We start from the raw sequence: 22,933 nt of genomic DNA on the forward strand, positions 1-22,933 counted from the left end.
TTTCTTTAGAATTGTTATTTAAATAAATTTATTTATAATATTTTTTGATTTGTGTACACAATTTATTGGGGAATTGGTATGATATAATAATGGAGCAGCTTTCGAAGGGAGGATTATATGTCCTTAATATTAGACGAAAAAAACATTGCAACAGCAATCTACACAGTAAACCGTCATGCGAAAACCGCAATTGATAACAAACTACTTTATGAATTGAAAAAGTTAACAATCAATAAGCTTTTAGCAGAAAACAAGGCAAAGAAGGTAGGACTTCATTTCGTTAGAAATCCGAAGAATAGCCAACAACAGTCCTCAGTCTTAATCCAGTATGCCGACTACTATTTTCATATGATTCCGGTAAAAGAAGATTTTAAGAACCTCCCACATCTTGGACATCTAGATGATTCTTATCGAAACCCAATTCGAAAAATGAATTTAAAGATGGCTAAGCAGTTACTTACCGAATATATTGGTCCTCAACTTATTGCGAAAAAGTCCTCAACCAAACCTGTTGTTTGTACTAAGCCCTACATGCGAGAGAATCGAACCAAACGCACAATGAAATCCTATTTAGATAGGTAAGCATTTATGAATTTATTATGTAGTCTTTACGATTTATTAGATAGTTCTATCTCTATATTAAAACTGAATTTTTTAAAGAAAGAGGCTGGGACAAACCTTTCTTTAAAAATGATAAGCCCCGAAAACTTTACTTTTCGTAAAATTTTCGGGGCTTTCTTTTAGGTTTCTACTACTGTCCTTTTCCGCTACGGCGGACGCTAACAAAGCCTATAAAATAAACTTATCTATTTTTAAGACTAGTTCAGCTATTTCTGGTTTACTAATTTGATCTTCTGCACCAACTTGGTCGCCTTTATGACGAAGATCATCTGTTATTAAACTAGAGAATATAAGAACAGGAAGCTTTGATAAATGATTATGCTCTTTTATCCTTTTGGTTAGTGCATGACCATCCATTTGAGGCATTTCAATGTCTGTTACAACAATTTGCACATGCTCTGAAATGTCACTCGTTACTGTTGTTAGTTGCTCTAAATAGGTCAACGCATCTAAGCCGTTCTCAAAAAATTCTAAGTTAGCATAACCCGCTTCGATCAGCGTATCATGTAGCAGTTTACGGAGTAAAGGTGAGTCTTCAGCAATCACAATTTTTTTGTCTGAACGCTCTCGTTTACCAAGCTTTTTCACAGATTCTACACTAATACCTGATTCAGGATTAATATCGACTATGATTTTCTCAAAATCTATTAATAGAATCATTTGATCTTGTCTTTTAATAACTCCAATAACATGTGAAGAGCTTCCTTGGTAAATCTCGGATGGTTTTTCAATTTGATCCCATGATATACGATGAATCTGCGTGACATTATCCACATGGAATATAACACGCTGTTTGTTGAATTCTGCTACGATAAACTTTTCTTGGTCACTTTTGTTTTGTACCGGTATTCCTAAAACTCTATTCATGCTTACTACAGGCAAGACCTCACCACGAAGTTGAACAATCCCTTCGACATGTGGATGCGCATGTGGAATAAAAGTAATTGGGATCGGCTGAATTATTTCTTTTACTTTGATTACATTTATACCAAACTTATTTTGTCCAACTTGAAATTCCACAATTTCTAATTCGTTTGTGCCACTTTCAAGTAATATTCCTTTATGATCGTTCATGATGAATCTCCTGCCTTTATAGTTTGTAATACCACTAGTATAACATGTACTAGTAAAAAGTTACTACATTATATATAGAGATTAACTAAGGCTTGTGTACCATTTTCAGCATAACCTTCATTAACTAAATCATCATACAAAGATTTTGCTAGAGTTAAACCAGGTAATTGCAGATTCATCTTTTCTGCCTCTTCCAATGCTATTTTCATGTCCTTCACAAAATGTTTAATATAAAAGCCTGGCTCATAATCACCCGCAATTATTCTTGGTGCTAAATTACTAAGAGACCACGAACCCGCTGCTCCCGTTGATATCGAACGCAATACCTGATCTAAATCTAATCCAGCCTTCTTTCCATACGCTAATGCTTCACAAACGCCTATCATGCCTGAAGCAATAGTTATTTGATTACACATTTTCGTATGCTGACCTGCTCCAGCTGGTCCTTGGTATAAAATAGTTTCTCCAAATAGATTTAAGATAGGTAGGGCTTGGTCAAAAGTCGACTTCTCTCCTCCACACATAATTGAAAGCTTCCCTTGCTGTGCACCAATATCTCCTCCAGAAACAGGTGCATCCAACGAGAGCATCTCTTTCTCATTCGCTTTGTCAGCTATTTTTTTTGCTAAAGTAGGAGTGGATGTTGTCATATCTATAACCATTAGATTTGGATTGTTTACTTGAAAAATGCCTCTTTCTCCAAAATATACTTCTTCCACGTCATAAGGGTAACCTACCATTGTAAATAGAACTTCCACTTTTTGGGCAACCTCGCTAGGAGATGACGCCATTTTTGCGCCTTCTTTTACTAGATCAGCCGCCTTTTCCTTGGTTCTGGTATAAACAGTTACATCATGATTTGCATTTAATAAATGTTTCACCAAGCTTTTGCCCATTACACCGGTGCCGATAAATCCAACCTTCATTTGTTTTAACATAGCTAATCCCCCATTTATATTGTTAATACATTTAGTGTACCAAAAAAAGAGGACCATCCATATAACTTTTGGATGATCCTTAAAAAAGGGGGAAATGAGAATGTTGCTGTGTTCTTTATTAATATGCCCCGTTCTATATTTTTTAAACATCTTTTTCGAAAAAAAATGTTATTTTTATTTCTTCTAGATTTGAGAGGAATAATTCGGCTTTCTCTGAAGATATAGTTACATCGCCATATCTTAATTCTTCATAAATTTGAAAGAACTCATTCTTCACTGGCCATTTCATCCTTAGAAACCACTCGCGTACAGTTTCACTCTTTGTTCTGTGAAAACCATAGAAGGAAGCCTCTACTTCAAATTCTTTATATTTTTCTCTTAACAGAGAGGTATTTACTTTATAAAGTGATAGCTGACCATTCAGTTGCTTTTCCTCCTGATCCTCTAGTTCTTTGTTTAAATAATGAATAACACTGGGCTTTGTCGTTATTGTATCTGATTTATTTTTCAATAAAAATCGAACAAATAATATTATGACTATAGCAGATATTGCAAAGAGAATTATTTCAAACAAAAAGCCATCTCCAATAAATCCCTCGAACGATTCAGGTGGTTCCAATTCCGTTTGCTCTTCTGACTGGATACGTTCGGTTTCTTCCGGTGTTTTAATTTCTAACTTACTTAATAGCTTTTCTAGATATTCTAATAACGGTAGGAATGGAATAATAGCAATACTAACAACCTTCTCTAATAGAATATCAAGCACTTTTCTTATAAATGGAATGACAAAATATAAGCCTGTCGATAAACCCGCTATACATAACAAACCTAGGATAAATCCCCCTACCACATAAGTAAGAGATGCTGAATTTTGTTTGTTCGTACTGATCCAAACAGCATACAAACGCATTGCAACAAATATTACTATCCCCGAAATAACTACGCTATATGAAGTGGTTGAATAATCGTCCAACTTCAGAATAAAGCCAATAAAATGAACGGCTAAAAATACTAAAAAGTAGTAAATAAAATAGTCACTTTCATACGTTTGATCATCCTGCTCTTTAAGAAATCTTACTTGTACACGCCATATCGAAATCCCACTGCCAACTAAAAATAACCAAAAAGGAGAATGAAACAAAAATAATATTAAGAGAACAATGGTAGGAATTATAAATGGAATAATGGGATTTGGACCAGTTCTACTAAATATTATTTGAACGAGAATAGCGATAATAATTTGAAGGATGATCCATAAAAAAGGTAATGTAAAAGTCGTTTCATGCTGGACTATAACTAAAAGTAGTGCAATGATCCATACATCTTTAATGTATTTCCCCATTGACTGTGCCTGAACTTTTATAGGGTTAATCATATTATCCACGTGAGATGCCCCCTATCTTCGCAGGCGATTTATATATAACATTTGTTCGTTGCTCCCAATTATGGAGTAAAGGGCTATGCTTTTCTGTATATGGCGACATCACATACGTTGCAACTGGTAGCTCCTCATGTATATTTATATATGCTAGTAATTTATCAAAAGGAATAATACTATTAGCAATCGATAGAATCGATAGTATTTCCATTGCCTTTATACGATGGGAATCCCCACTACCTAAAGGTAGATACACAAACGGCACCTTTCCGGGAGCTCGAACATTAATAGCAAACGAAAAAGGGATATCTTCCTTATAGCAAGCATCTATGTATGAAGCAAGCCACTCTAACTTCTGTTCAAAATCAGACAGAACACTGTACTTTTCTCCAACATGGACAATAAATAAAACCGACACATTAGCTACACGTGTAAAAACCTTCGTCTGCAACTGCCCAGTCTTTGCAGTCGCCTTCCAATGTATATGATGAAACTGATCCCCTGGCGCATATTCCCGTGTACCTACTGGGAAGAAAGGATCATCAAACAAAGAGGAATTTAATGCCAAATCTCCTTGCTTTAGTTTAGATGGCACAAAACTTTCTTTAATATCATATATATTAGGGAAAACAATGGCATCTAGTAATATATAAGGTTTATATTCCAATATGATAGATCCATCGGTTAAAGGATGAGGTATTTGGACTTCCAGTTGTTTTATCCTCGCAAGACCTCTGCTCACTCCTTGAATAGGTACCTTTAAGGAGACACTTTTTCTATATCCAATCGAAAAAGGTATTTTAACTTCGTGAAAGTCACCTATTAATGTATTAGGTATTCCATCTGGCTTAATAGTTGTTTGAAATGTAATGGTTAAAATTGCGTTCCAAATCGGTAACCCTTTATTATGAAAAGTAAATGTAAAATCTGAAGTTATATTTGTCATTAATCGTACTCTTTTTTTATCATTGACAAATTCAAATTTTTTTCCTACTTGGCGATAATAAATTATTTGTACTAGCGCGACTAACAATAAAAATGAAATAACTGCAACAAAGGTAAACTGCTTGAAGAGAAAACTTAGAATAACAGCAAATACGAGGAAATCTATGTACATCTTCGTATTCCTCATGCCTGAACCATGACGATTCCAATTCATCGTATATTAGCCTCAACAGGTGCTTCTACCTCTTCTACTATTGTTTTGAGAATTTCGGTTAAATCATGTATAAGCATACCTTGTGAGGATAACTTCATCCGGTGAAGACATACTGGTTCAATAACATTTTTCACATCATCTGGCGTCACAAATCCTCTATTATTAATAAATGCATATGCCTTTGCGGCTTGTAAGACTGCTAAAGATGCTCGGCTACTTAATCCTAGTTCTATGTATGGATGATTTCTTGTATAGTGCACAATTTGAATGATATATGTCATGATATCCTCATGGACAGTTACTTCTTTTACTTGTTCTGACCACTCCTGGATTTGATTCAATGTAACAACTTTTTCGATATTTACTTTTCCTGGTGTGCGACCAAATTGCTGCAGAATACTTTTTTCCTGTTCCTGCGAAGGATAATCTATCGTCAACTTAAATAAAAAACGATCTAATTGTGCGGCTGGCAAAGGAAAAGTCCCCTGTTGCGATTCTACTGGATTTTGTGTAGCAATTACCATGAATGGCTTTAAAAGAGGAATCGTTTCCCCGTCAATGGAAACCTGTTTTTCTTCCATTGCTTCCAACAAACTAGACTGGGTTCGTGGAGTGGCACGATTGATCTCATCTGCAAGTAATATATTACTCATTACTGGTCCTACGCGAAGAACGAATTCTTGTTTTTGTGGATGAAAATAGCTAATACCCGTAACATCTGAAGGCAATACGTCTGGTGTAAATTGTAAACGTTTAAATTCACCATGAATAGCTTCTGCAAAAGCCTTAGCCATCATCGTTTTCCCCGAGCCGGGTACACTCTCTAATAGGACATGACCTTCTACTAACAACCCCATTAGCATAAAGTTAATTTCTTTTTCTCTTCCAACAATGGCTTTATTCAGTTCCCTTTGTAATAATGATATACTACTCAATTAATTCTCTCCCCTTGTTATCACTCTATTTTAGTTTTCTCTTCATCCGTATTAATATATTGAAATTCATTTAATAACTGATCTAACTCTTCACTCAATTTAATCGTATCAGTGTTTAAAACACCTTTTTCTAAGGCTGATCTGTACATTTTTTCCCTAGTACACTCTAATCTTTTTAAACTTTTCTCTGACATATTGAATCGCTCCTTTTAACATGTATATTCTTTTCAGTATACCTGTTGAAGACAGAGACTAAACCAATAAGTGTGCGACAATTTATGACATCTTTAACTCCTAGGAACCTCTAAATATGTATATACTACCTGTCCTCCTTGTTTTGCATTACCAGAAAAATGTTTAAAATCCTCACGTTGTACTAAAACTTCTCTTAAAGCGATAAAATCATTTTTTTCAATTACTATTTCGTTAATTTCTCCACTTTGTAGCATATTAAGTTTTACTTCATATGATTCTTGCATTTGTTCAAATCCTTTCATCTATTATTTTCAATATTTTTTTAAGAAGTTTAGTTAAAATACTTTACGTATGAGTAATTTTAAGGCAAACTGTATTATATTATGTTCTTAAGGGGATGGAACACTCTATGAAAATAGCTGAAGTTGGGAATATCATAGAATTTAAAGATGGTCTTCAAGGTATTGTAGAGAAAGTAAATGAAAATTCGGTAATAGTTAATTTAACTTATATGGAAAACTTTAATGAACTGGAGACCGAAGAGAAAACAGTTATTAATCACAAGCGTTATAAAATATTATATAGTAATGAAGATTAAACGTCATGCCGTTCCTCTCGATTAGATGGACGGTTTTTTTAAATATTAGAAGGATGTGTATTATGTTTCGTCAATCTCCAATATATCAACTAGTAATTTCATTAATTCTGGCCTATTGTCTATCCTGGATTGCTTTTTCAAATGAAAAAGTTTTTTGGTACTTTTATACTTTCTCCGTATTTTTCCTTATGGCAGCTTTTTTCTATTATTCCAAAATCGAAGAAGACAACAATTCTATTCGCTTAATTTTTCTTGGGATTATGTTCGGCGTGCTTTCTTACGCTGGCATGCTAGGTGCTTATCTCTTATTAGAAATGGGACCAGCATATTGGACAAGCAGTATTCATAATTTTTTAAGCCATTTTGGACCAACAACCATTTGGCATTTTCTATTATTAATATTCATCATTGCTCCTGGGGAAGAGCTTTTTTGGAGAGGATTAATCCAAGAGCAATTGAAAAAATTTATGCAGCCAAAGTATGCTGTTATTTTAAGTTCTTTGCTATTTGGTTTGTCGTTCATTTTCACTGGTTTTTGGATAGGTATATTAGGAGGATTTTTCGTTGGTATTATCTTTGGTATACTATACGAGTGGAAAAGAAGTATCACTGCTATTGTTCTCGCACATATTACATTGCTAGTGCTATTGTTTTTAATTTTGCCTTTCCATTGAAACATATGAAGACCTTTATCGTCCAAATACAAAAGGAGCTGAATTATGATGAAAAAAATTTATTCAATGCTGACAATCCTCTTACTAACAGTTATACTCGCGGCCTGCGGAACAAGCACAACAACAGAAGAACAAGATAAGACTGGAGAAACAGTAACTGAAAATACGGAACAAACAACTCCTGAGGTAACGGAGAATACAGAAACTGAGACTGAAACCGCTACAGACACTGATTCAGCACAATCTGCTGAGTCTCCGGAAGTAGTATTAGAAGGAACTACTACGGAAAGTGATAGTCAAAACTATTCCATCACAGTGGTCGAAGGTTATGAGCTAACTGGAGAAGAACCTAATAAAGACCTATTGTTCAATCAAAACAACGATTTACAGTCCATGCGTATTGAAACTTTCTCAGCAGATCAAGCAACTATCGAGGGAATTCAAGAAAATTTAGTTACAACTTTACAAGCTTCCAATGAATCTTCTACTGTTACAGAAATTCAAGACGAAAATCTTATTCCAACAAATGAAGATATAAAAAATACTTCTGCACATCAAATTGATACCCCTGAAGGTAAAGTTTCAGGTTATGTATTTGAACGAGAAGGACTTATTGTTAAACTAACAATATTTGACACAGTTGAGTCACCTGCCCTTGAAACATTTGTACAAATGGCAGAAACAATTAAAACTAAATAATAGTTTAAGAGCGTGAGATAGTGAGCAATACACTAACTACCGCTCTCTTTTTTCGTGAACTTAAATTTAAATCCGGGCAAAAAAAGGCTAGGAATATTAAGGAAATCAGTAGTATTATTTATTCTTTCTTATAAAAAAACCTTCGATCCTGTTACAGGCTCGAAGTTTCTTTTTAATACGATAAGTTTTTAATAGATAGACCTAATTTTTTTATGAGTTCAATTACATCCTGCTTCTCATCTTCCGATAATGCATCCATCAGACTGACTAATTGTTCTTCATGGCGCGGGAATAACTCATCCATAAATTTTGAACCTTCTGCAGATATTTCTGCATATGTCACACGTCTATCAGTTGGACTAGACACTCGATTAACATAGCCTCGTCCCTCTAATTTATCAACAACATATGTGATAGAACCGCTTGCTAATAAAATCTTATTACCAATTTGCTGAAGTGGCTGTTTACCTTTATGATACAAAAGCTCCATTACAGCAAATTCAGTGGGATTTAAACCGTTTTCTTGAAAAAACTGATTGGTACACTCGTGAATTACTTTATGGGCACGTGACAATACTATGAATAGTTTTAGAGCACTGGTAGTTTTTTCTGCTGTCATATTACTTCATCCTCACCTATATTAAATACATTAACAACTATTATATAGGTCCGTGGTTTAAATTGTCAAAAACCATCATATTTTTTTCTGCAGGGTAGTAAAAAATCGAAAGTAGTACCTTCTCCAACTTTGCTCTTAACTTCTATATTTCCGCCATGTTCTTCTATAACTTTATAAACGTGTGAGAGTCCTAGGCCTGTCCCTGCTGTTTTAGTAGTAAAAAATGGTTGGAAAATTTTATTGATATTTATATCATCAATCCCATGCCCTTGATCCTTCACAGAAATACTGACTACGTGTCCCGGCTTGCACGAAATATTAATAAGGATATTTCCACCATTAGGCATTGCTTCTATTCCGTTTTTAATAGCATTTATAAATACCTGCTTCAATAATTGACTATCTCCAACAACATGACATTCTTTGGTTACTTGACTAGAAACATTTAAATTTATGGACTTCAATAATGCTTCCGGCGCCATAAAATTAACCACTTCTAAAATTGTATCTTCCACATAGATAACATTTAATTTAGATTTACTTGGTTTAGAAAGCTCTAAAAATTGAGTTAGAATATTCTCCATTTGATCGATTTCGTGTTTAATAACAGTTAAATAACGCTGCGTATCTTCTGTTGCATTTTGACTTAATAATTGTGTAAAGCCTTTTAACGAGGTCATTGGATTCCGAATTTCATGTGCTATTCCGGCAGCAAGTTGTCCTAATGTACGAAGTGATTCAGATTGATCTAATCTTTTCTTCATATATATCTTTTCAGATTCATCATTTATTTCTAATAGATATAGTCCACTATCTATTTGTTTAGAAATTACTACATGTACATATTTATATTCACCATCGATTGGTTGGTATTCCAAATGATTTTCCAAATATCCTTCTTTTTGGAGTTTTTCTGTGAGAATTTCTTTCTCTTCGTCGCAAAGATTAAACATATTGTATAAATCCTTTGCATTTCTACCAATATAGTCACTTTTATTTATGAGTAGAATTTTTTCGGCATACGAATTCATGTCTAATAGTATCCCTCTGTCATTAATAAAAATCAGCCCACTTGAAAATAGCTGAAATATATGATCAAACTTTTCTTTATTATCATATTTTGTTAACAAGAAGACACCAGCCTTTCAGATTATTACAATTACAAAATTATATAGTCGAAAATAATATTTGTTTATTTATTCTGATTATTCCATAATGTCGAACAAATTTGCATGATTCTTTTAGCCTATATTGTCGACAATACTAATGACTGATACAATAGATATATTAATAAAGGAGTTTATGAACAATGAATATAATATTAACCACTTTGAATGCAAAGTTTATCCATACCAATTTAGCACTACGCTGTTTAAAAGCATATGCTGAACCTGAGTATCACCCCCAAATAGTAGAATACACAATTAAAGATCCGACCTTTAATATCGTTGCTGACCTTTATCAAAAGAAGCCGAACGTTGTGGGTTTTAGTTGCTATATATGGAATATTGAAGAAACGATAAAGGTTATTAAAATGCTTAAAACTGTAGATCCTACAATAGTAGTCGTTTTAGGAGGTCCAGAAGTTTCTTACGATACAAATATTTGGTTACGAAAAGTAAAAGAAATCGATTACGTGGTCGTTGGTGAAGGAGAGCAATCGTTTAAAAATTTGCTAGACTTTTTATCTCATAAAAGAGAGATAAAAGAAGTTCCTGGTCTAGCATATGTACAAGATGACAAATTTATACTTAATGTGCTACCGCCAAAACTGGATTTAAGATTATCTCCCTCCCCTTATCGTTTCGTGGAGGATCTTCCTGATTTGTCGAAGCGCATTGTCTATGTGGAAACGAGTAGAGGTTGTCCCTTTTCTTGTCAATTTTGCTTGTCTTCTATAGAAGTTGGCGTCCGATATTTTAATCGAGATAAAGTAAAAAATGATATTCGATATTTAATGGAAAATGGTGCAAAAATCATTAAATTTGTCGATCGAACATTTAACATTAGTCGAAGCTATGCAATGGAAATGTTTCAATTTCTTATAGACGAGCATCATCCTGGAGTAGTTTTTCAATTTGAAATTACAGCCGATATTATGCGTCCGGAAGTTATTCAATTTTTAAATGATAATGCCCCTGCTGGATTATTCCGCTTTGAAATAGGTGTTCAATCGACAAACGACTTAACGAATGAACTTGTTCAACGTCGACAAAACTTTGAAAAACTAAAACGAACTGTGACGATGGTTAAAAGCGGTGGAAAGATTGACCAACATTTAGATTTAATCGCCGGCCTTCCAGAAGAAGATTATTCTTCATTTAGAAATACTTTTAATGAAGTATTTGAGATGCGTCCTGAGGAACTTCAATTAGGATTTTTAAAATTACTGCGAGGGACGGGACTACGCGTCGAAGCTGAAAAATATGGCTACGTTTATGTAGATCAAGCCCCATACGAAATATTCTCAAATAATGTGTTAAACTTTGACGATATTTTACGTATTAAACAAGTAGAAGATGTTTTAGAGAAATATTGGAATGCACATCGAATGGATCGGACTCTCGAGTATTTATTCGAATATGTATTTGAGACACCTTTCGATTTCTTTCAACAATTCGGCACTTTTTGGGAAGAGCGCAACTGGTCAAGAATCGGTCACCAATTAGAGGATTTATTTACAAGACTTTATGCCTTCTTAGAAGGACTAGAGAATATATCATTGCCTACGATTAGAAGTGTAATGAAACTAGATTATTTATCAAAACAGAAGTTCCAGCCTCGCAAGCCCTGGTGGAATAATGATCTTAGTAAGGAAGAACAGTCTATAATGTATAAATTATTAGTAGAGGATCCAAGTATAGCAGGAGAAGCCTTTACTACGTTACAGTTGAATGAACGTGAATTGTATAAGCAAACCTTTATCACGCCAATTTCTATTGATGTAGATGCATTTATGCACGGTTCTATTGAGGAAAAAGAAGGATATTTATTAACTACTTTTGGTAAATCTGAGTCTCCTCATTTATCTTTTGTTAATGGGAAACGCGCAAACACACTTTAATGTAAAAACCTGTGTCTATCGTTTTCCAAGGGCTTTGACAGAAAATTCCCTATATTATTACCTAGTGAATTTATAGTGATACTGGTTGTAACGTCCGTCACAACCAGTATCACTTTTTTTGTAATCTTATGGAGTTTTTCTCGTATCAAGGGGCAGTAGATAACTGCCTGTTGATGCCAGAATGGTTCAAAAAAAGCCGAGCAATAATTCCATTGCTCGGCTTTTATATTATCCAATAATTACACGCTCTTTCGGATAATGATATTTTGTTTTGTTATGCTTTCCTCCTAATGTAAACAAGAACGATATTAACCCAACTCGTCCGATAAACATTAAAATCATAATAGTAACTTTCCCTATGTCCGACAAATCTCCTGTAATCCCAAGACTCATACCGCAAGTTCCAAAAGCAGACGTTATTTCAAATATCAAAGAGGCAATTGGTACATCAGGCTCCGTAACTGAGAGTAATAATGTTGCGACAAAAACCATTATTAATGCCAAAATAATCACTGCATAGGAACGATAGACATCTATTAAGTGAATTTCTCGATTAAAAATTTGAATATTTTCTTTTCCTCGTGAAAAATGGATTAAAAAAAGAAGTGCTATAGCAAATGTAGTCGTTCGAATTCCACCACCTACAGAACTTGGTGAAGCACCTATAAACATTAAAATACTCATTAAAAAGTTAGTACCTTCACTAAATAACGTAACATCCATCGTAGTTAAACCAGCTGAACGTGTGGACACCGAGTGAAAAAATGCTGTAAAGAACTTCTCGTGCCACGGCATACCTTTAAACGAATTAAAAAGCTCTAATAAAAAAATCATCACAGTACCAAACACTAAGAGTGCGCCATACGTTATTGTCGTCAGCTTTGTAAATAAAGAAAAACGGAAATTTTTGTTTTTATTAGACAAAAACTCCTTTACTTCTATTAAAACTGGAAAACCGATAGCCCCAAATACAATCAATATACTCGTGATCGTTTGCACAAAATAGTCATTATGGTATGCAAATAATGATTGACCAGTAATATCAAATCCAGCATTGGTTGTTGCGGAGACAGATGTAAATATTCCATGCATTGCCGCTTGCTTAAGTGTATCAAAATACTGTGTAAAATATAAAGTTAATAGTATTGCGCCGATAAGTTGAATAAGTAGTAGAATTTTAACAATCTCTTTAATTAGATGAACAGCACCTGATAAATTGGATTGGTTATGATCGACCATTATTAACTGTCTTTCACGCAGCCCAATCTTTTTGCCTGCTATTAACCAAATAAATGTTCCTAACGACATAATTCCAATTCCACCAAGCTGAAGAATAAGAATAAGCATGAAATAGCCAAATACACTGTATGTATCCAAAATACTTATTGCAGTTAAACCAGTAACGGAAACAGCACTGACTGCGGTGAACAAACTGTCAATGAACGCAACTTCCACCCCTGGTTTATGTACTCCTGGTAAACGAAGAAGAATAACAGAAATAGCAATCGCAATGAAATAATAAGTGACAATTACTTGAGCAGGTGTAAATTTCAATTTCTTTTTAAGTTGTGGCTGCTTCATTATTTTATTTCCTTTCGACAATTCGAGTAATTATTATCTCATTGTAAAAAAAAAAAACGTAAAAAGATAGCTAAAACTATCTTTTTACGCATTTTCTAAAATTATTACGCTTCTTTTTTCTGTTTCGCAACACCTAAAAGGTAACCACCAATAGCAATTCCAAGTAATACTACCCAGAAAGTTACTTTCCATGGTGTAGAGTGTGGGAAATGCTCATCTAACACTCCAACATTCGGATGTGCTAATGTCATTACCGCAAGTTTAACCCCAACCCATCCTACGATTAAGAATGCTGCTGTTTCAAGGGAAGGCATTTTTTCCAATAATTGAACGAATTTATGTGCAGCAAATCTCATAATTACTAGACCTATTACTCCACCAATGAACATTACTGCGAACTGTCCACCATTAATACCACCAATTTCATATTCTCCCCAATGTGGCAATGTTACCGCTATTGCAACCGCTGCTAACATAGAGTCAATCGCAAATGCTATATCTGCAAGCTCTACTTTTAAAACGGTCATCCAGAAGCCCGACCCTTTTTTAGGTGCCATATCGTCCATATCTATATGGTTATCCGATGTTTTTCGCTGATCATAAATGTGTTTTATCGAAATGAATAACAAGTATGCTGCACCTAATGCCTGCACCTGCCAAATATTCACTAAGAAAGTAATCATAAATAATGCTAAAAATCTAAATACAAATGCACCTAGTAAACCGTAAAATAATGCTTTTTTCTGTTGCGCTTTCGGTAAATGCTTTACCATTACAGCCATAACGACTGCATTGTCGGCTGCTAATAAACCTTCTAAACCTACCAAAACTAATACTACCCAACCGTACTCCAATAATATTGCCGTATCCATCAATATCCTCCTTTTTTGCATATAAAAAGACCCCTGCCTTAAAAAAGGCAAAGGTCTTGCTAAGCAAAAATAATATAATTGCTATCATAACCGGTGGTATAAACCACGTAATGACGACTATGAAATAGGTTTCCCTATAGCTACTCCCCTTTGACGTTAGTCAAAAGTTTATTTAGTTATGTTACTAATTATACCCATAACTCCAGCTCTTGTAAACAAATAATACTCTATCAGCATGAGGAAGTTCATTTTATCGGTATATGAAAAGATGGGTCATGCTTATGATTGTTATAAAATGTAATCATCGGTGGTATAGATTGAATGAAATCTGGGCAAGTAATATTCCCTTTTGAAAGAATTGCTTCCGCATTCGTTGTATCAAATGTAGCATACCACGTTAGGTAGTCTAAAGTTTCTTTTTCCACCTGTAAAAGTTTTCGAATTGGATAGAAGGAAACAGCAGTTTTCGCAATACTTAAGGGGAACCTTCCTTTTGGATACTTCCCAGTAACTTCTTTCACAAATGCTTTGTAAACCTCCTCTACTGGATAAGGGTTAGGATCTGTCAGATGAAGGGTCTTGCCTATTGCCTCTTCACTTAATGAACAATAGATGGATGCTTTGGTTATATAATCACTTGGCACAACATTTATAAATGCATTCGATTTACCCAAATAGGGTAGGAAAGGAAGCTTCCTTAAATTTGAAATCATATTAACAAAAAAATACGGACCATCAAACTTAATCGTTTCACCGGTTTCTGAATGTCCTCTAACAATACCAGGACGAATAATAGTAACAGGTACTCTTTCTTTTAACTTTTCCACTAGCAATTCTGCCTCATATTTAGTTTCTTCGTAATGATTTTTGAATCCTACTGGTCGAATTAATTCAGTTTCTAACAATTTCCCTTCTCGCAAACCTGCAACATATGCAGTACTAAAATATGTATATCGCTTTAGCTTGGAGAACTGAGTAACTACGTTATTAAACATTTCAGTACCATGTACATTCACTTTCCATGCAATTTCCTTCGGCACTGCTAAATCATAAATTGCTGCCAGATGCCAAACATATTCTACTTCGTCACATAACTTTTCAAATGTATCTTGATGTATACCTGCTCCAGCGAGCGTAATATCTCCTTCTACTATTTCAATTATTTGAGAATGAAGTTGATCATGATAAATTTCTGCAATTATACTCTCGGCTAATTCAATCTGAGAAGGAAGTACGAGAACATAGATTTTTGTATATGCTTGTTGCTTTCTTAACTCTTTCATAATATTCTTTGCCAAAAAACCTGGAAATCCAGTTATTAACGCAGAAGCCAATAACAACACCCCTTTTTTTCCAGTATACAAAAAAAGAGCCTTCAGTTGAAGACTCTTTTCACTAACTATCAGAATCTTTAGTTGTTTCTTTTCTTGTTTCTTTATCAAATAAACTATAAATTATCGGAACTACGTACAAAGTAAGAAAAGTAGAACTTATTAATCCACCAATAACAGTTATGGCCATTGGTTGATTAATCTCCGTACCTTCTCCAATCCCTAAAGCTAATGGGACAAGACCTAATATCGTCGTCAATGCAGTCATTAAAATGGGACGTACACGGTCTCGGACTGATGTAATAATTGCCTCATACGAGGGCATTCCATCTGCTTTTCGTTGATTGATATAATCGACCAATACAATTCCGTTATTTACAACAATTCCTACCAATATTAAGATTCCGATGATAGCAGAAATACTTATTGGTAAATTAGTTGTAAATAGTCCTATGAAGACACCTATAACCACAAGTGGTACTGTAAACATGATGACAAAAGGATATTTGTATGATTCAAATTGTGCTGCCATTACGATAAACACTAGTACTACCGCAAGCAGCACTGCCAGAATCATATCATTCTTGGAGTTATCCATTAATTCTCGATCTCCACCAAAAGATACATCAATATCCTCCGAGAAATTCTGTTGCTGGATAACCACATCCACTAAATCAGACATATCCCCTAATGAATATTTGGATTCGTATTTCACTGAAAATGATATTGCACTAGCTTGATCTACGCTTCGAATGGCGACTGGTCCTTCAGCAATATCAACAGTTGCAACGTCCTGTAATGCAATATACTGACCTGATGGTGCACGTAGCTGCAATTGCTTTAACTGCTCCAAGTTACTACGATACATTTCATCGTATTTCACATAAACACCAAATACATTGTCGTTTTCATCAATAATCTGAGAAGCCAAAACCCCTCTTGTTATGTTATTTACTGTCTGTGCAATTTGAGCTGGAGCAATTCCATATTCAATTGCTTTCTCTCGAATGACATTAATCTGTACCTCTTCTACTTTAGTAGTTAAGTCATTTGCAACCTTGACAACACCTTCTAAGCTTTCTAAATCCTGTTGTAAGTTATTCACTGCTGTGTCCAAGACTTTCTTGTTATTTGAGGACAAAGTAAATGACACAACATTTGGAGAAGAGCCAGAAGCAGTCTGCACATTAAAATTAATCTCTGCATCGGCTCCTACAACTTTTAATACTTTTGGCTGTACTTCATCAACAAACGTAAAAACAGACCGATCCCTATCTTCTAATGCTTTTAACTTCACTGAGATTTCAGCCGTATTGGAGTTTGCACTACCTCTAGATTGTCCTTCCTGACTTCCTCCAACAAAACTTACATACACCTCTATATCCTCTTCTTCTTGTAGAATTTCTTCTACTTTATGAACCACTGTATCTGTTGCTGTAAATGAAGAGCCTTTTTCAAGATCTATTGAAATAGTGACAAATCCTTCGTCAGTTGCTGGTAAAAACTCTGTTCCGACTCGGAACAAACCTATTCCGGAAACGACTAATAGAACAAAGGTAATCATTAATATTATGGAACGATGACCTAAAGTCCATTTAATCGAACGTTCAAAATTATTATACGCTTTCGACCTTCTTCTTTTAGCCTCTAAGTTCCCTTTAGGCTTTTTCAATAACTTACTTGCCATCATTGGAATTACAGTAATGGCTACTACCAAGGATGCGAACAAACTAAATGAGATAGTAAGAGCAAATTCCGTAAATATTTGTCCAATTAAACCAGAAAGAAACAAAACGGGTACAAAAACAGCTACAGTCGTCAAAGTTGAGGCTGTTATAGCACCAGCTACCTCTCTCGTTCCTACACTTGCCGCTTCTTTAGGAGTCTTTCCTAATCCTAAGTGCCGCTCTATATTCTCAATAACAACAATAGAGTTATCAACAAGCATCCCAATACCTAGTGCAAGCGCCCCTAATGTCATAATATTTAGTGAAAATCCAGCAAAGTACATGAGAACGAATGTAACAATTACGGAGTATGGAATTGCGACTCCAACAATTATAGGACTTCTAATACCTTTTAGGAATATAAACAGAATGACCATTGCCAATAATCCACCCGTTATTAACGTAGTTCCTATATTGTTTATGGCAATTTTTACATAGTCTCCTTGATCAAAAAGAATATTTGCTTTTATATCTTTAAACTCTTCTTTTTCAAGTTGCTTATCTAATGCTCCCTGAAAAGCGGTAGAAACATTTGCAGTATTGGCACTAGACTCCTGGAAAACAGATAGTAAAACAGCTGGTTCATCATTCGCTCTAGTTTGAGAAAATTGTTCTGACTTAGTTAAATCGACAGTCGCTATATCTGCAATCGTAATAGTTGTCCCATCCAAAGGATTAACAGTTACTACTAAATTTTTTATATCTTCGACAGATGTTAACGTGCTAATAATTCTAGTAGTTAATGATTTATCCTCATTAGTTTCAACTGGATTACCTGGAAGTGAAATGTTGTTCGCCTGAATGACTTGTACGATGTCAGCTTGTGTAAGTCCCTTGTTTTTTAATTTCTCTTGGTCCAATAAAATCTGCACTTCTTCGACTAAAGAACCGGATATATTAACACTTGCGACTCCTTCTGTTCTCAATAATTCTTTCTCTAATTGCTTTGCTATTTGTTGAATTTCAGCTTTTGAATCCTTCGTGTTTAGGGATAGCTGGATGACTGGGAATTGAGCAGGATCAAACTTCAGAAATCTTGGCTTATCTGCTCCATCAGGAAGTGGTGTAATATCAATTCGTTGCATAACGTCTAACTGAATGGCATCCATATCTGTAGACCAATCGAATTCTAAAAGAATAAAATTAGCCCCTTCTTGGGATGTACTATTAATCGACTCGATTCCTGGTAAAGTACTTAACGATGCTTCTAAAGGCTTCGTAACTTTTTCATCTACTTCAATTGGACTTGCCCCTTGATAGTTCGTGACAACCACTGCAATCGGAGGATTTAAATCTGGTATTAAAGTAACAGGTATTTTAAAAAATGAAACCCCGCCAAGTATGATGATTAAAAACATTATAACGGTTGTAAATACGGGTCTTTTTATGGAAAAGTCACTAATATTCATTCGGGGACCACCTTCTTATTTGCTCTTTCTATCATATGCTCTACAGAAGCAGAGTTCAAATATTTATCCAGTTTAGCCTGAGAAATCAAGAAAAACCTGGCAAAAATGCCCGGTCTTTAAATAACTTTGCCGTAGATTTTCGCTCAGGGCGGACGCTTTCCGCCGGCATGACTTTAGCTGCTTCACTTGCTCCTGCGCAAGCTCGTCGAAAAAAAGATTTTGCTACGCTCATTCCAGGGTCTTCAGCTCATGCTTTTCCGGCAGGAGTCGCCGCCCTGAGCTCCAATCTACAAGAACCACTTAATATATGAAAGTTGAATCCAATACCATATAAATAAGTGCTCTTCTCTATGATTTGATAACGTTTTTATTCAAAAAAGATTACAAGTAATTTGAGTTAATCACTAAAAAAATTGGCCAATCTTTTAGTCTTTCGGGTAAGGTTTGCTTAATTTTATAGTTGAGTACTATTCACTGTATTGATTGCTGTGAAAGGTGGCTCTTCAGCGGGATGAGTGAGACAGATGAGTTATCAAAGCGGCGCATTAGCGACGGTGATAGCTCATCGCTCAGCCCGTGAAACGCATCCACCCGTAACGGAAATCAGTAGTATTTTTCATTCTTACAAGTCCTTCAACCAAGTGTTCACAGGACATTTTAATATCCTTTCATCCAAAAAAGGTCACCATAAAGGCAACCTTTTCCATTCTATAGTAAGTTATAAAGCTTAATATGCTCGTATTTGTCTTGGAACCAACGAGTGGCAAACTCATTTTCAAATAAGAACACATAATTATCATATCGATCTTTTACAAGCATCGAACGTGGACCTGTCATAGATTCCTTAACCTCATCTTCGTTCTCAATCCATCTGGCAACTTTAGAGCCGATTGGTTCCATTCTGACATCCACATTATATTCATTATTCATACGATGCTCAAACACTTCAAATTGAAGCTGTCCAACAGCACCTAAAATAATTTCCTCAGTGTGTAGTGTTTTATAATACTGGATTGCCCCTTCTTGCACTAATTGTAATATTCCTTTGTGGAAATGCTTCGACTTTAGTACATTTTTAGCAGTTACTTTAACAAATAGCTCAGGTGTAAATTGAGGAAGCTTTTCATATGTAAAAGCTTTCTTGCCACCGACAACCGTATCTCCTATCTGATAATTCCCCACGTCGTAAAGCCCGATAATATCTCCAGCAACCGCCGTATCAACTGTTTCACGATCATCAGCCAAAAATTGGGTAGACTGCGTAACTTTAAACGTTTTTCCAGTACGAGCCAATGTAACCGTCATGCCTCTATCAAATTTACCAGAAACGATACGAACAAAGGCAATACGATCACGGTGAGCTGGATTCATATTCGCTTGAATTTTAAAGATAAAACCTGAAAAATCTTCGTTTAACGGATTTATTTCTTCTTCCTTTTCAGTCATGCGAGGCTGAGGTGTTGGAGCAAATTGTAAATAGGTTTCTAAAAATGTTTGTACTCCGAAATTAGTTAAAGCACTACCAAAAAATACGGGAGTCAAATCTCCGGCCAATACTTTTTCCTTATCGAAATCATTACCGGCTTCGTTTAGCAACATTATATCTTCAATAGCCTGTGTATAGTAGGAAGTTTCTTTCATTGAATGATCAACTGCAAGCTCTCCCTCTTCATCTAAAGGAAGGAATCTCTCAGATTCTTCGGTACGGAATTGCTCGATGCGTCCATTAAAACGATCATAGATTCCTAAGAACTCTTTCCCCATACCAATTGGCCAGTTCATTGCATATGATTGAATGCCAAGAACCTCTTCTAATTCTTCCATTAGTTCAAGTGGTTCCTTCCCTTGACGGTCCAGCTTGTTTATAAAAGTGAAAATAGGAATACCTCTCATACGACAAACTTTAAATAGTTTTAACGTTTGAGCTTCAATACCTTTTGCTGCATCGACAATCATCACCGCGCTATCTACAGCCATTAGTGTACGATAGGTATCCTCACTAAAATCCTGATGTCCAGGTGTATCCAATATATTTATACGACAATTATTATAGTCAAATTGCATAACAGACGAGGTTACCGAGATACCACGTTGCTTTTCAATTTCCATCCAGTCAGATGTTGCAAATTTCCCAGACTTTTTCCCTTTAACTGTTCCTGCATCACGAATGGCTCCACCAAAGTATAAAAGCTTTTCCGTAATAGTTGTTTTTCCGGCATCTGGATGGGAAATGATTGCAAAGGTTCTTCTTTTTAATATTTCATCTTGTAATTTTATGTCCATTCTGTTATATCTCCTTCTTATTCACTTTCTTATCATATGGATTTAGAGGGAAAAAAACAAGTAAAAAAAGTGAAAGTACCTATCTTAGTTATGATGATCGTTGGACTAGATAAAGAAAAACCGGGCAGAAAGAAACCCGGTCCCTTAAGAATAAAAATCTAGATATACCTTTGATTGTAGCTCCGGTCGGACGCTTTCCGTGGGCACGGCTCGAGCCTGTAGTCTCTCCCTCGTGCTATTCCCACAGGAGTCGCCGACCTGCGCTACAATCCATAATAACCTCTATTATATAAGTATAGTTCCATACAATATCATTTAAATGACACTCTGTCTTTTACTGCTCTTATTGCACTACAATCCTATCCCAAAAAGATTACTGGTAATTGGATGATTGTTTATAAAATTTGCCCAATTCCTTTATGTTAAGGATAAGCTATAGCAAATCTCTTCGTGTAGTACTACACATTCATTGATTGAAGTGTAAGGTGGCGACTTCTGCGGGATGAGTGAGACAGATGAGATATCACAGCGGCACGAAGCGACGGTGATAGCTCATCGCTCACCCCGCGAAACGCGTCCACCTGAAACGTAAATCATAGGATTATTTATTATTCCTAGTTCCCTGAACTCAGTGTTCACGAGATACTTTTATTTACTCTCTTTTTTTAAAAAATCGGTTTTACCCGATTTTCAAGAGATTTTCGTGTTTACATAGCTATATAAAAGTTTGGCAGTATTTTCTAATGAATCGATATGTGTACGTTCATAAGCATGAGATGCTTCAATTCCAGGTCCTAATAATGCATGCTTCACATCATACCCTGCTCGAATTGCTGCCGAAGCATCAGACCCGTAGTATGGATAAATATCTAATTTGTAATCGATATTTCCTGTTTGAGCCAGCTCTACTAATTGACGAGTTAATTCATAATGGTATGGTCCCGAGGAATCCTTTGCACAAATAGAAACCGTAAACTCATCCGATGCTTGTCCATCTCCAATAGCACCCATATCTACAGCCAAATATTCCACCGTTTCCGCCGGTACATTTGAGTTACCGCCATATCCAATCTCCTCATTATTAGAAATATAGAAATGAGTTGTATGTGGTAAGGTCACCTTTGAGGTTTGAATAGTTTTGATTAATTGAAGAAGTAAAGCAGTGCTAGCTTTATCATCTAGATGGCGGGATTTAATAAACCCGTTTTCGGTTTCTTCAAATCGTGGATCAAATGAAACAAAATCCCCTACCTCAATACCTAATTTTCGTGTATCTTCTGCAGTTAATACTTTTTCGTCTATACGAACTTCCATGTTTTTTTCATCACGAGGTAAACCACTAGCATTTTTGTATACATGCACAGTAGTTTGGTGCATTAAAATAGTGCCTCGTATTTTTTTACCATCTGCTGTATGAATAGTACAATATTCACCTTCTACAGCATTCCAGTTAAAGCCACCTACCATAGTAAGCTGCAATCTACCGCTTCCCTTTACTTCCTTTACCATCGCACCTAAAGTGTCTGTATGCGCAGTTAAAAGACGATGCTTTGTTTCATCAGAACCTTTTATAGTTGCGATTAATGCCCCTTTATTTGTTCTAATATAATCCACTTTTAGCTTCTGTAGAATGTCTTCCATAAAATCCATAATCTCTTTTGTATAACCAGATGGACTAGGGATTTCTACTAATTGTTTTAATAATGAAACTGTATCTTTTGCATGAAATGAAAATGACATTAAAAATCCTCCTTTAAGCATACCTTTATCATACCA

At 35.3% G+C, this 22,933-nt stretch carries 20 protein-coding genes; 5 read left to right on the plus strand and 15 right to left on the minus strand.

What is annotated here, in order from left to right; all coding sequences use genetic code 11:
* Positions 1 to 117: 117 nt before the first annotated feature.
* Positions 118 to 582: a YkyB family protein gene (locus ACIQX2_RS01635; RefSeq protein ID WP_402846270.1), complete on the plus strand. Its 465-nt coding sequence runs from the start codon at positions 118 to 120 to the stop codon at positions 580 to 582.
* 207 nt (positions 583 to 789) lie between these two features.
* Here ACIQX2_RS01635 and ACIQX2_RS01640 read toward each other — a convergent pair whose 3' ends face one another.
* The 7 genes from ACIQX2_RS01640 to ACIQX2_RS01670 all read right to left on the minus strand — a co-directional run bounded on the left by ACIQX2_RS01640 (position 790) and on the right by ACIQX2_RS01670 (position 6,584).
* Positions 790 to 1,695 carry a chemotaxis protein gene (locus tag ACIQX2_RS01640; protein WP_402846272.1) on the minus strand — a complete coding sequence of 302 codons (906 nt, stop codon included), beginning with the start codon at positions 1,693 to 1,695 and terminating at the stop codon, positions 790 to 792.
* A gap of 68 nt (positions 1,696 to 1,763) precedes the next feature.
* Positions 1,764 to 2,633, minus strand: a complete 870-nt coding sequence (locus ACIQX2_RS01645) for an NAD(P)-dependent oxidoreductase (RefSeq protein ID WP_402846274.1) — start codon at positions 2,631 to 2,633, stop codon at positions 1,764 to 1,766.
* A gap of 142 nt (positions 2,634 to 2,775) precedes the next feature.
* The gene (locus tag ACIQX2_RS01650; protein WP_402846276.1) at positions 2,776 to 4,017 is read right to left on the minus strand and encodes a hypothetical protein; all 1,242 of its coding nucleotides are present in this window, start codon (positions 4,015 to 4,017) and stop codon (positions 2,776 to 2,778) included.
* Positions 4,010 to 5,170, minus strand: coding sequence for a DUF58 domain-containing protein (locus ACIQX2_RS01655; RefSeq protein ID WP_402846278.1), 1,161 nt, complete (start codon positions 5,168 to 5,170; stop codon positions 4,010 to 4,012). The genes ACIQX2_RS01650 and ACIQX2_RS01655 overlap by 8 nt, the downstream gene beginning before the upstream one ends.
* Entirely contained in the window at positions 5,167 to 6,105 is a 939-nt protein-coding gene (locus ACIQX2_RS01660) for an AAA family ATPase (protein WP_402846280.1), read from the minus strand. Before ACIQX2_RS01660 ends, ACIQX2_RS01655 begins: the two co-directional genes overlap by 4 nt.
* A gap of 20 nt (positions 6,106 to 6,125) precedes the next feature.
* On the minus strand, positions 6,126 to 6,299 hold the full coding sequence (locus ACIQX2_RS01665; RefSeq protein ID WP_402846282.1) for a Spo0E family sporulation regulatory protein-aspartic acid phosphatase: 174 nt from the start codon (positions 6,297 to 6,299) through the stop codon (positions 6,126 to 6,128).
* 93 nt (positions 6,300 to 6,392) lie between these two features.
* Complete coding sequence (locus ACIQX2_RS01670) at positions 6,393 to 6,584, minus strand: abortive phage infection protein (protein WP_402846284.1); 192 nt, start codon at positions 6,582 to 6,584, stop codon at positions 6,393 to 6,395.
* Positions 6,585 to 6,709: 125 nt separating this feature from the next.
* On the opposite strand from ACIQX2_RS01670, the gene ACIQX2_RS01675 reads away from it, so the two are divergent.
* From ACIQX2_RS01675 to ACIQX2_RS01685, 3 genes are all read left to right on the plus strand, one after another.
* Positions 6,710 to 6,898 (plus strand): YkvS family protein, encoded by a 189-nt coding sequence (locus ACIQX2_RS01675; RefSeq protein ID WP_090563100.1) that lies wholly within the window; start codon positions 6,710 to 6,712, stop codon positions 6,896 to 6,898.
* A gap of 62 nt (positions 6,899 to 6,960) precedes the next feature.
* The gene (locus ACIQX2_RS01680; RefSeq protein WP_402846287.1) at positions 6,961 to 7,572 is read left to right on the plus strand and encodes a CPBP family intramembrane glutamic endopeptidase; all 612 of its coding nucleotides are present in this window, start codon (positions 6,961 to 6,963) and stop codon (positions 7,570 to 7,572) included.
* 45 nt (positions 7,573 to 7,617) lie between these two features.
* On the plus strand, positions 7,618 to 8,271 hold the full coding sequence (locus tag ACIQX2_RS01685; RefSeq protein ID WP_402846289.1) for a hypothetical protein: 654 nt from the start codon (positions 7,618 to 7,620) through the stop codon (positions 8,269 to 8,271).
* Positions 8,272 to 8,443: 172 nt separating this feature from the next.
* On the opposite strand, the gene ACIQX2_RS01690 is transcribed toward ACIQX2_RS01685, so the two are convergent.
* The gene (locus ACIQX2_RS01690; protein WP_402846291.1) at positions 8,444 to 8,890 is read right to left on the minus strand and encodes a MarR family winged helix-turn-helix transcriptional regulator; all 447 of its coding nucleotides are present in this window, start codon (positions 8,888 to 8,890) and stop codon (positions 8,444 to 8,446) included.
* 65 nt (positions 8,891 to 8,955) lie between these two features.
* Positions 8,956 to 10,020 (minus strand): ATP-binding protein, encoded by a 1,065-nt coding sequence (locus tag ACIQX2_RS01695; RefSeq protein ID WP_402846293.1) that lies wholly within the window; start codon positions 10,018 to 10,020, stop codon positions 8,956 to 8,958.
* 179 nt (positions 10,021 to 10,199) lie between these two features.
* Here ACIQX2_RS01695 and ACIQX2_RS01700 point away from each other — a divergent pair, with 179 nt between their 5' ends.
* On the plus strand, positions 10,200 to 11,954 hold the full coding sequence (locus tag ACIQX2_RS01700; protein WP_402846295.1) for a B12-binding domain-containing radical SAM protein: 1,755 nt from the start codon (positions 10,200 to 10,202) through the stop codon (positions 11,952 to 11,954).
* A gap of 228 nt (positions 11,955 to 12,182) precedes the next feature.
* On the opposite strand, the gene ACIQX2_RS01705 is transcribed toward ACIQX2_RS01700, so the two are convergent.
* From ACIQX2_RS01705 to ACIQX2_RS01730, 6 genes are all read right to left on the minus strand, one after another.
* Positions 12,183 to 13,535 carry a TrkH family potassium uptake protein gene (locus ACIQX2_RS01705; protein ID WP_402846297.1) on the minus strand — a complete coding sequence of 451 codons (1,353 nt, stop codon included), beginning with the start codon at positions 13,533 to 13,535 and terminating at the stop codon, positions 12,183 to 12,185.
* A gap of 104 nt (positions 13,536 to 13,639) precedes the next feature.
* The gene (locus tag ACIQX2_RS01710) at positions 13,640 to 14,407 is read right to left on the minus strand and encodes a TerC family protein (RefSeq protein ID WP_402846299.1); all 768 of its coding nucleotides are present in this window, start codon (positions 14,405 to 14,407) and stop codon (positions 13,640 to 13,642) included.
* A gap of 245 nt (positions 14,408 to 14,652) precedes the next feature.
* Entirely contained in the window at positions 14,653 to 15,741 is a 1,089-nt protein-coding gene (locus ACIQX2_RS01715) for an SDR family oxidoreductase (protein WP_402846301.1), read from the minus strand.
* Between the two features lie 61 nt (positions 15,742 to 15,802).
* Positions 15,803 to 18,874 carry an efflux RND transporter permease subunit gene (locus tag ACIQX2_RS01720; RefSeq protein ID WP_402846304.1) on the minus strand — a complete coding sequence of 1,024 codons (3,072 nt, stop codon included), beginning with the start codon at positions 18,872 to 18,874 and terminating at the stop codon, positions 15,803 to 15,805.
* Positions 18,875 to 19,582: 708 nt separating this feature from the next.
* Entirely contained in the window at positions 19,583 to 21,157 is a 1,575-nt protein-coding gene (locus ACIQX2_RS01725; protein ID WP_402846306.1) for a peptide chain release factor 3, read from the minus strand.
* Between the two features lie 690 nt (positions 21,158 to 21,847).
* Complete coding sequence (locus ACIQX2_RS01730) at positions 21,848 to 22,897, minus strand: M42 family metallopeptidase (RefSeq protein ID WP_402846308.1); 1,050 nt, start codon at positions 22,895 to 22,897, stop codon at positions 21,848 to 21,850.
* Positions 22,898 to 22,933: the final 36 nt, after the last annotated feature.

The organism is Psychrobacillus sp. NPDC096623 (assembly GCF_044762655.1).
Lineage (GTDB): Bacteria > Bacillota > Bacilli > Bacillales_A > Planococcaceae > Psychrobacillus.

Bases quoted from the DNA above. Each gene is read 5' to 3' on its own strand.
- ACIQX2_RS01685 (WP_402846289.1), top strand. From the start codon at position 7,618: ATGATGAAAAAAATTTATTCAATGCTGACAATCCTCTTACTAACAGTT.
- ACIQX2_RS01700 (WP_402846295.1), top strand. From the start codon at position 10,200: ATGAATATAATATTAACCACTTTGAATGCAAAGTTTATCCATACCAAT.
- ACIQX2_RS01635 (WP_402846270.1), top strand. From the start codon at position 118: ATGTCCTTAATATTAGACGAAAAAAACATTGCAACAGCAATCTACACA.
- ACIQX2_RS01720 (WP_402846304.1), bottom strand. From the start codon at position 18,874: ATGAATATTAGTGACTTTTCCATAAAAAGACCCGTATTTACAACCGTT.
- ACIQX2_RS01725 (WP_402846306.1), bottom strand. From the start codon at position 21,157: ATGGACATAAAATTACAAGATGAAATATTAAAAAGAAGAACCTTTGCA.
- ACIQX2_RS01680 (WP_402846287.1), top strand. From the start codon at position 6,961: ATGTTTCGTCAATCTCCAATATATCAACTAGTAATTTCATTAATTCTG.
- ACIQX2_RS01710 (WP_402846299.1), bottom strand. From the start codon at position 14,407: ATGGATACGGCAATATTATTGGAGTACGGTTGGGTAGTATTAGTTTTG.
- ACIQX2_RS01690 (WP_402846291.1), bottom strand. From the start codon at position 8,890: ATGACAGCAGAAAAAACTACCAGTGCTCTAAAACTATTCATAGTATTG.
- ACIQX2_RS01645 (WP_402846274.1), bottom strand. From the start codon at position 2,633: ATGTTAAAACAAATGAAGGTTGGATTTATCGGCACCGGTGTAATGGGC.
- ACIQX2_RS01675 (WP_090563100.1), top strand. From the start codon at position 6,710: ATGAAAATAGCTGAAGTTGGGAATATCATAGAATTTAAAGATGGTCTT.
- ACIQX2_RS01640 (WP_402846272.1), bottom strand. From the start codon at position 1,695: ATGAACGATCATAAAGGAATATTACTTGAAAGTGGCACAAACGAATTA.
- ACIQX2_RS01655 (WP_402846278.1), bottom strand. From the start codon at position 5,170: ATGAATTGGAATCGTCATGGTTCAGGCATGAGGAATACGAAGATGTAC.
- ACIQX2_RS01670 (WP_402846284.1), bottom strand. From the start codon at position 6,584: ATGCAAGAATCATATGAAGTAAAACTTAATATGCTACAAAGTGGAGAA.
- ACIQX2_RS01730 (WP_402846308.1), bottom strand. From the start codon at position 22,897: ATGTCATTTTCATTTCATGCAAAAGATACAGTTTCATTATTAAAACAA.
- ACIQX2_RS01705 (WP_402846297.1), bottom strand. From the start codon at position 13,535: ATGAAGCAGCCACAACTTAAAAAGAAATTGAAATTTACACCTGCTCAA.
- ACIQX2_RS01665 (WP_402846282.1), bottom strand. From the start codon at position 6,299: ATGTCAGAGAAAAGTTTAAAAAGATTAGAGTGTACTAGGGAAAAAATG.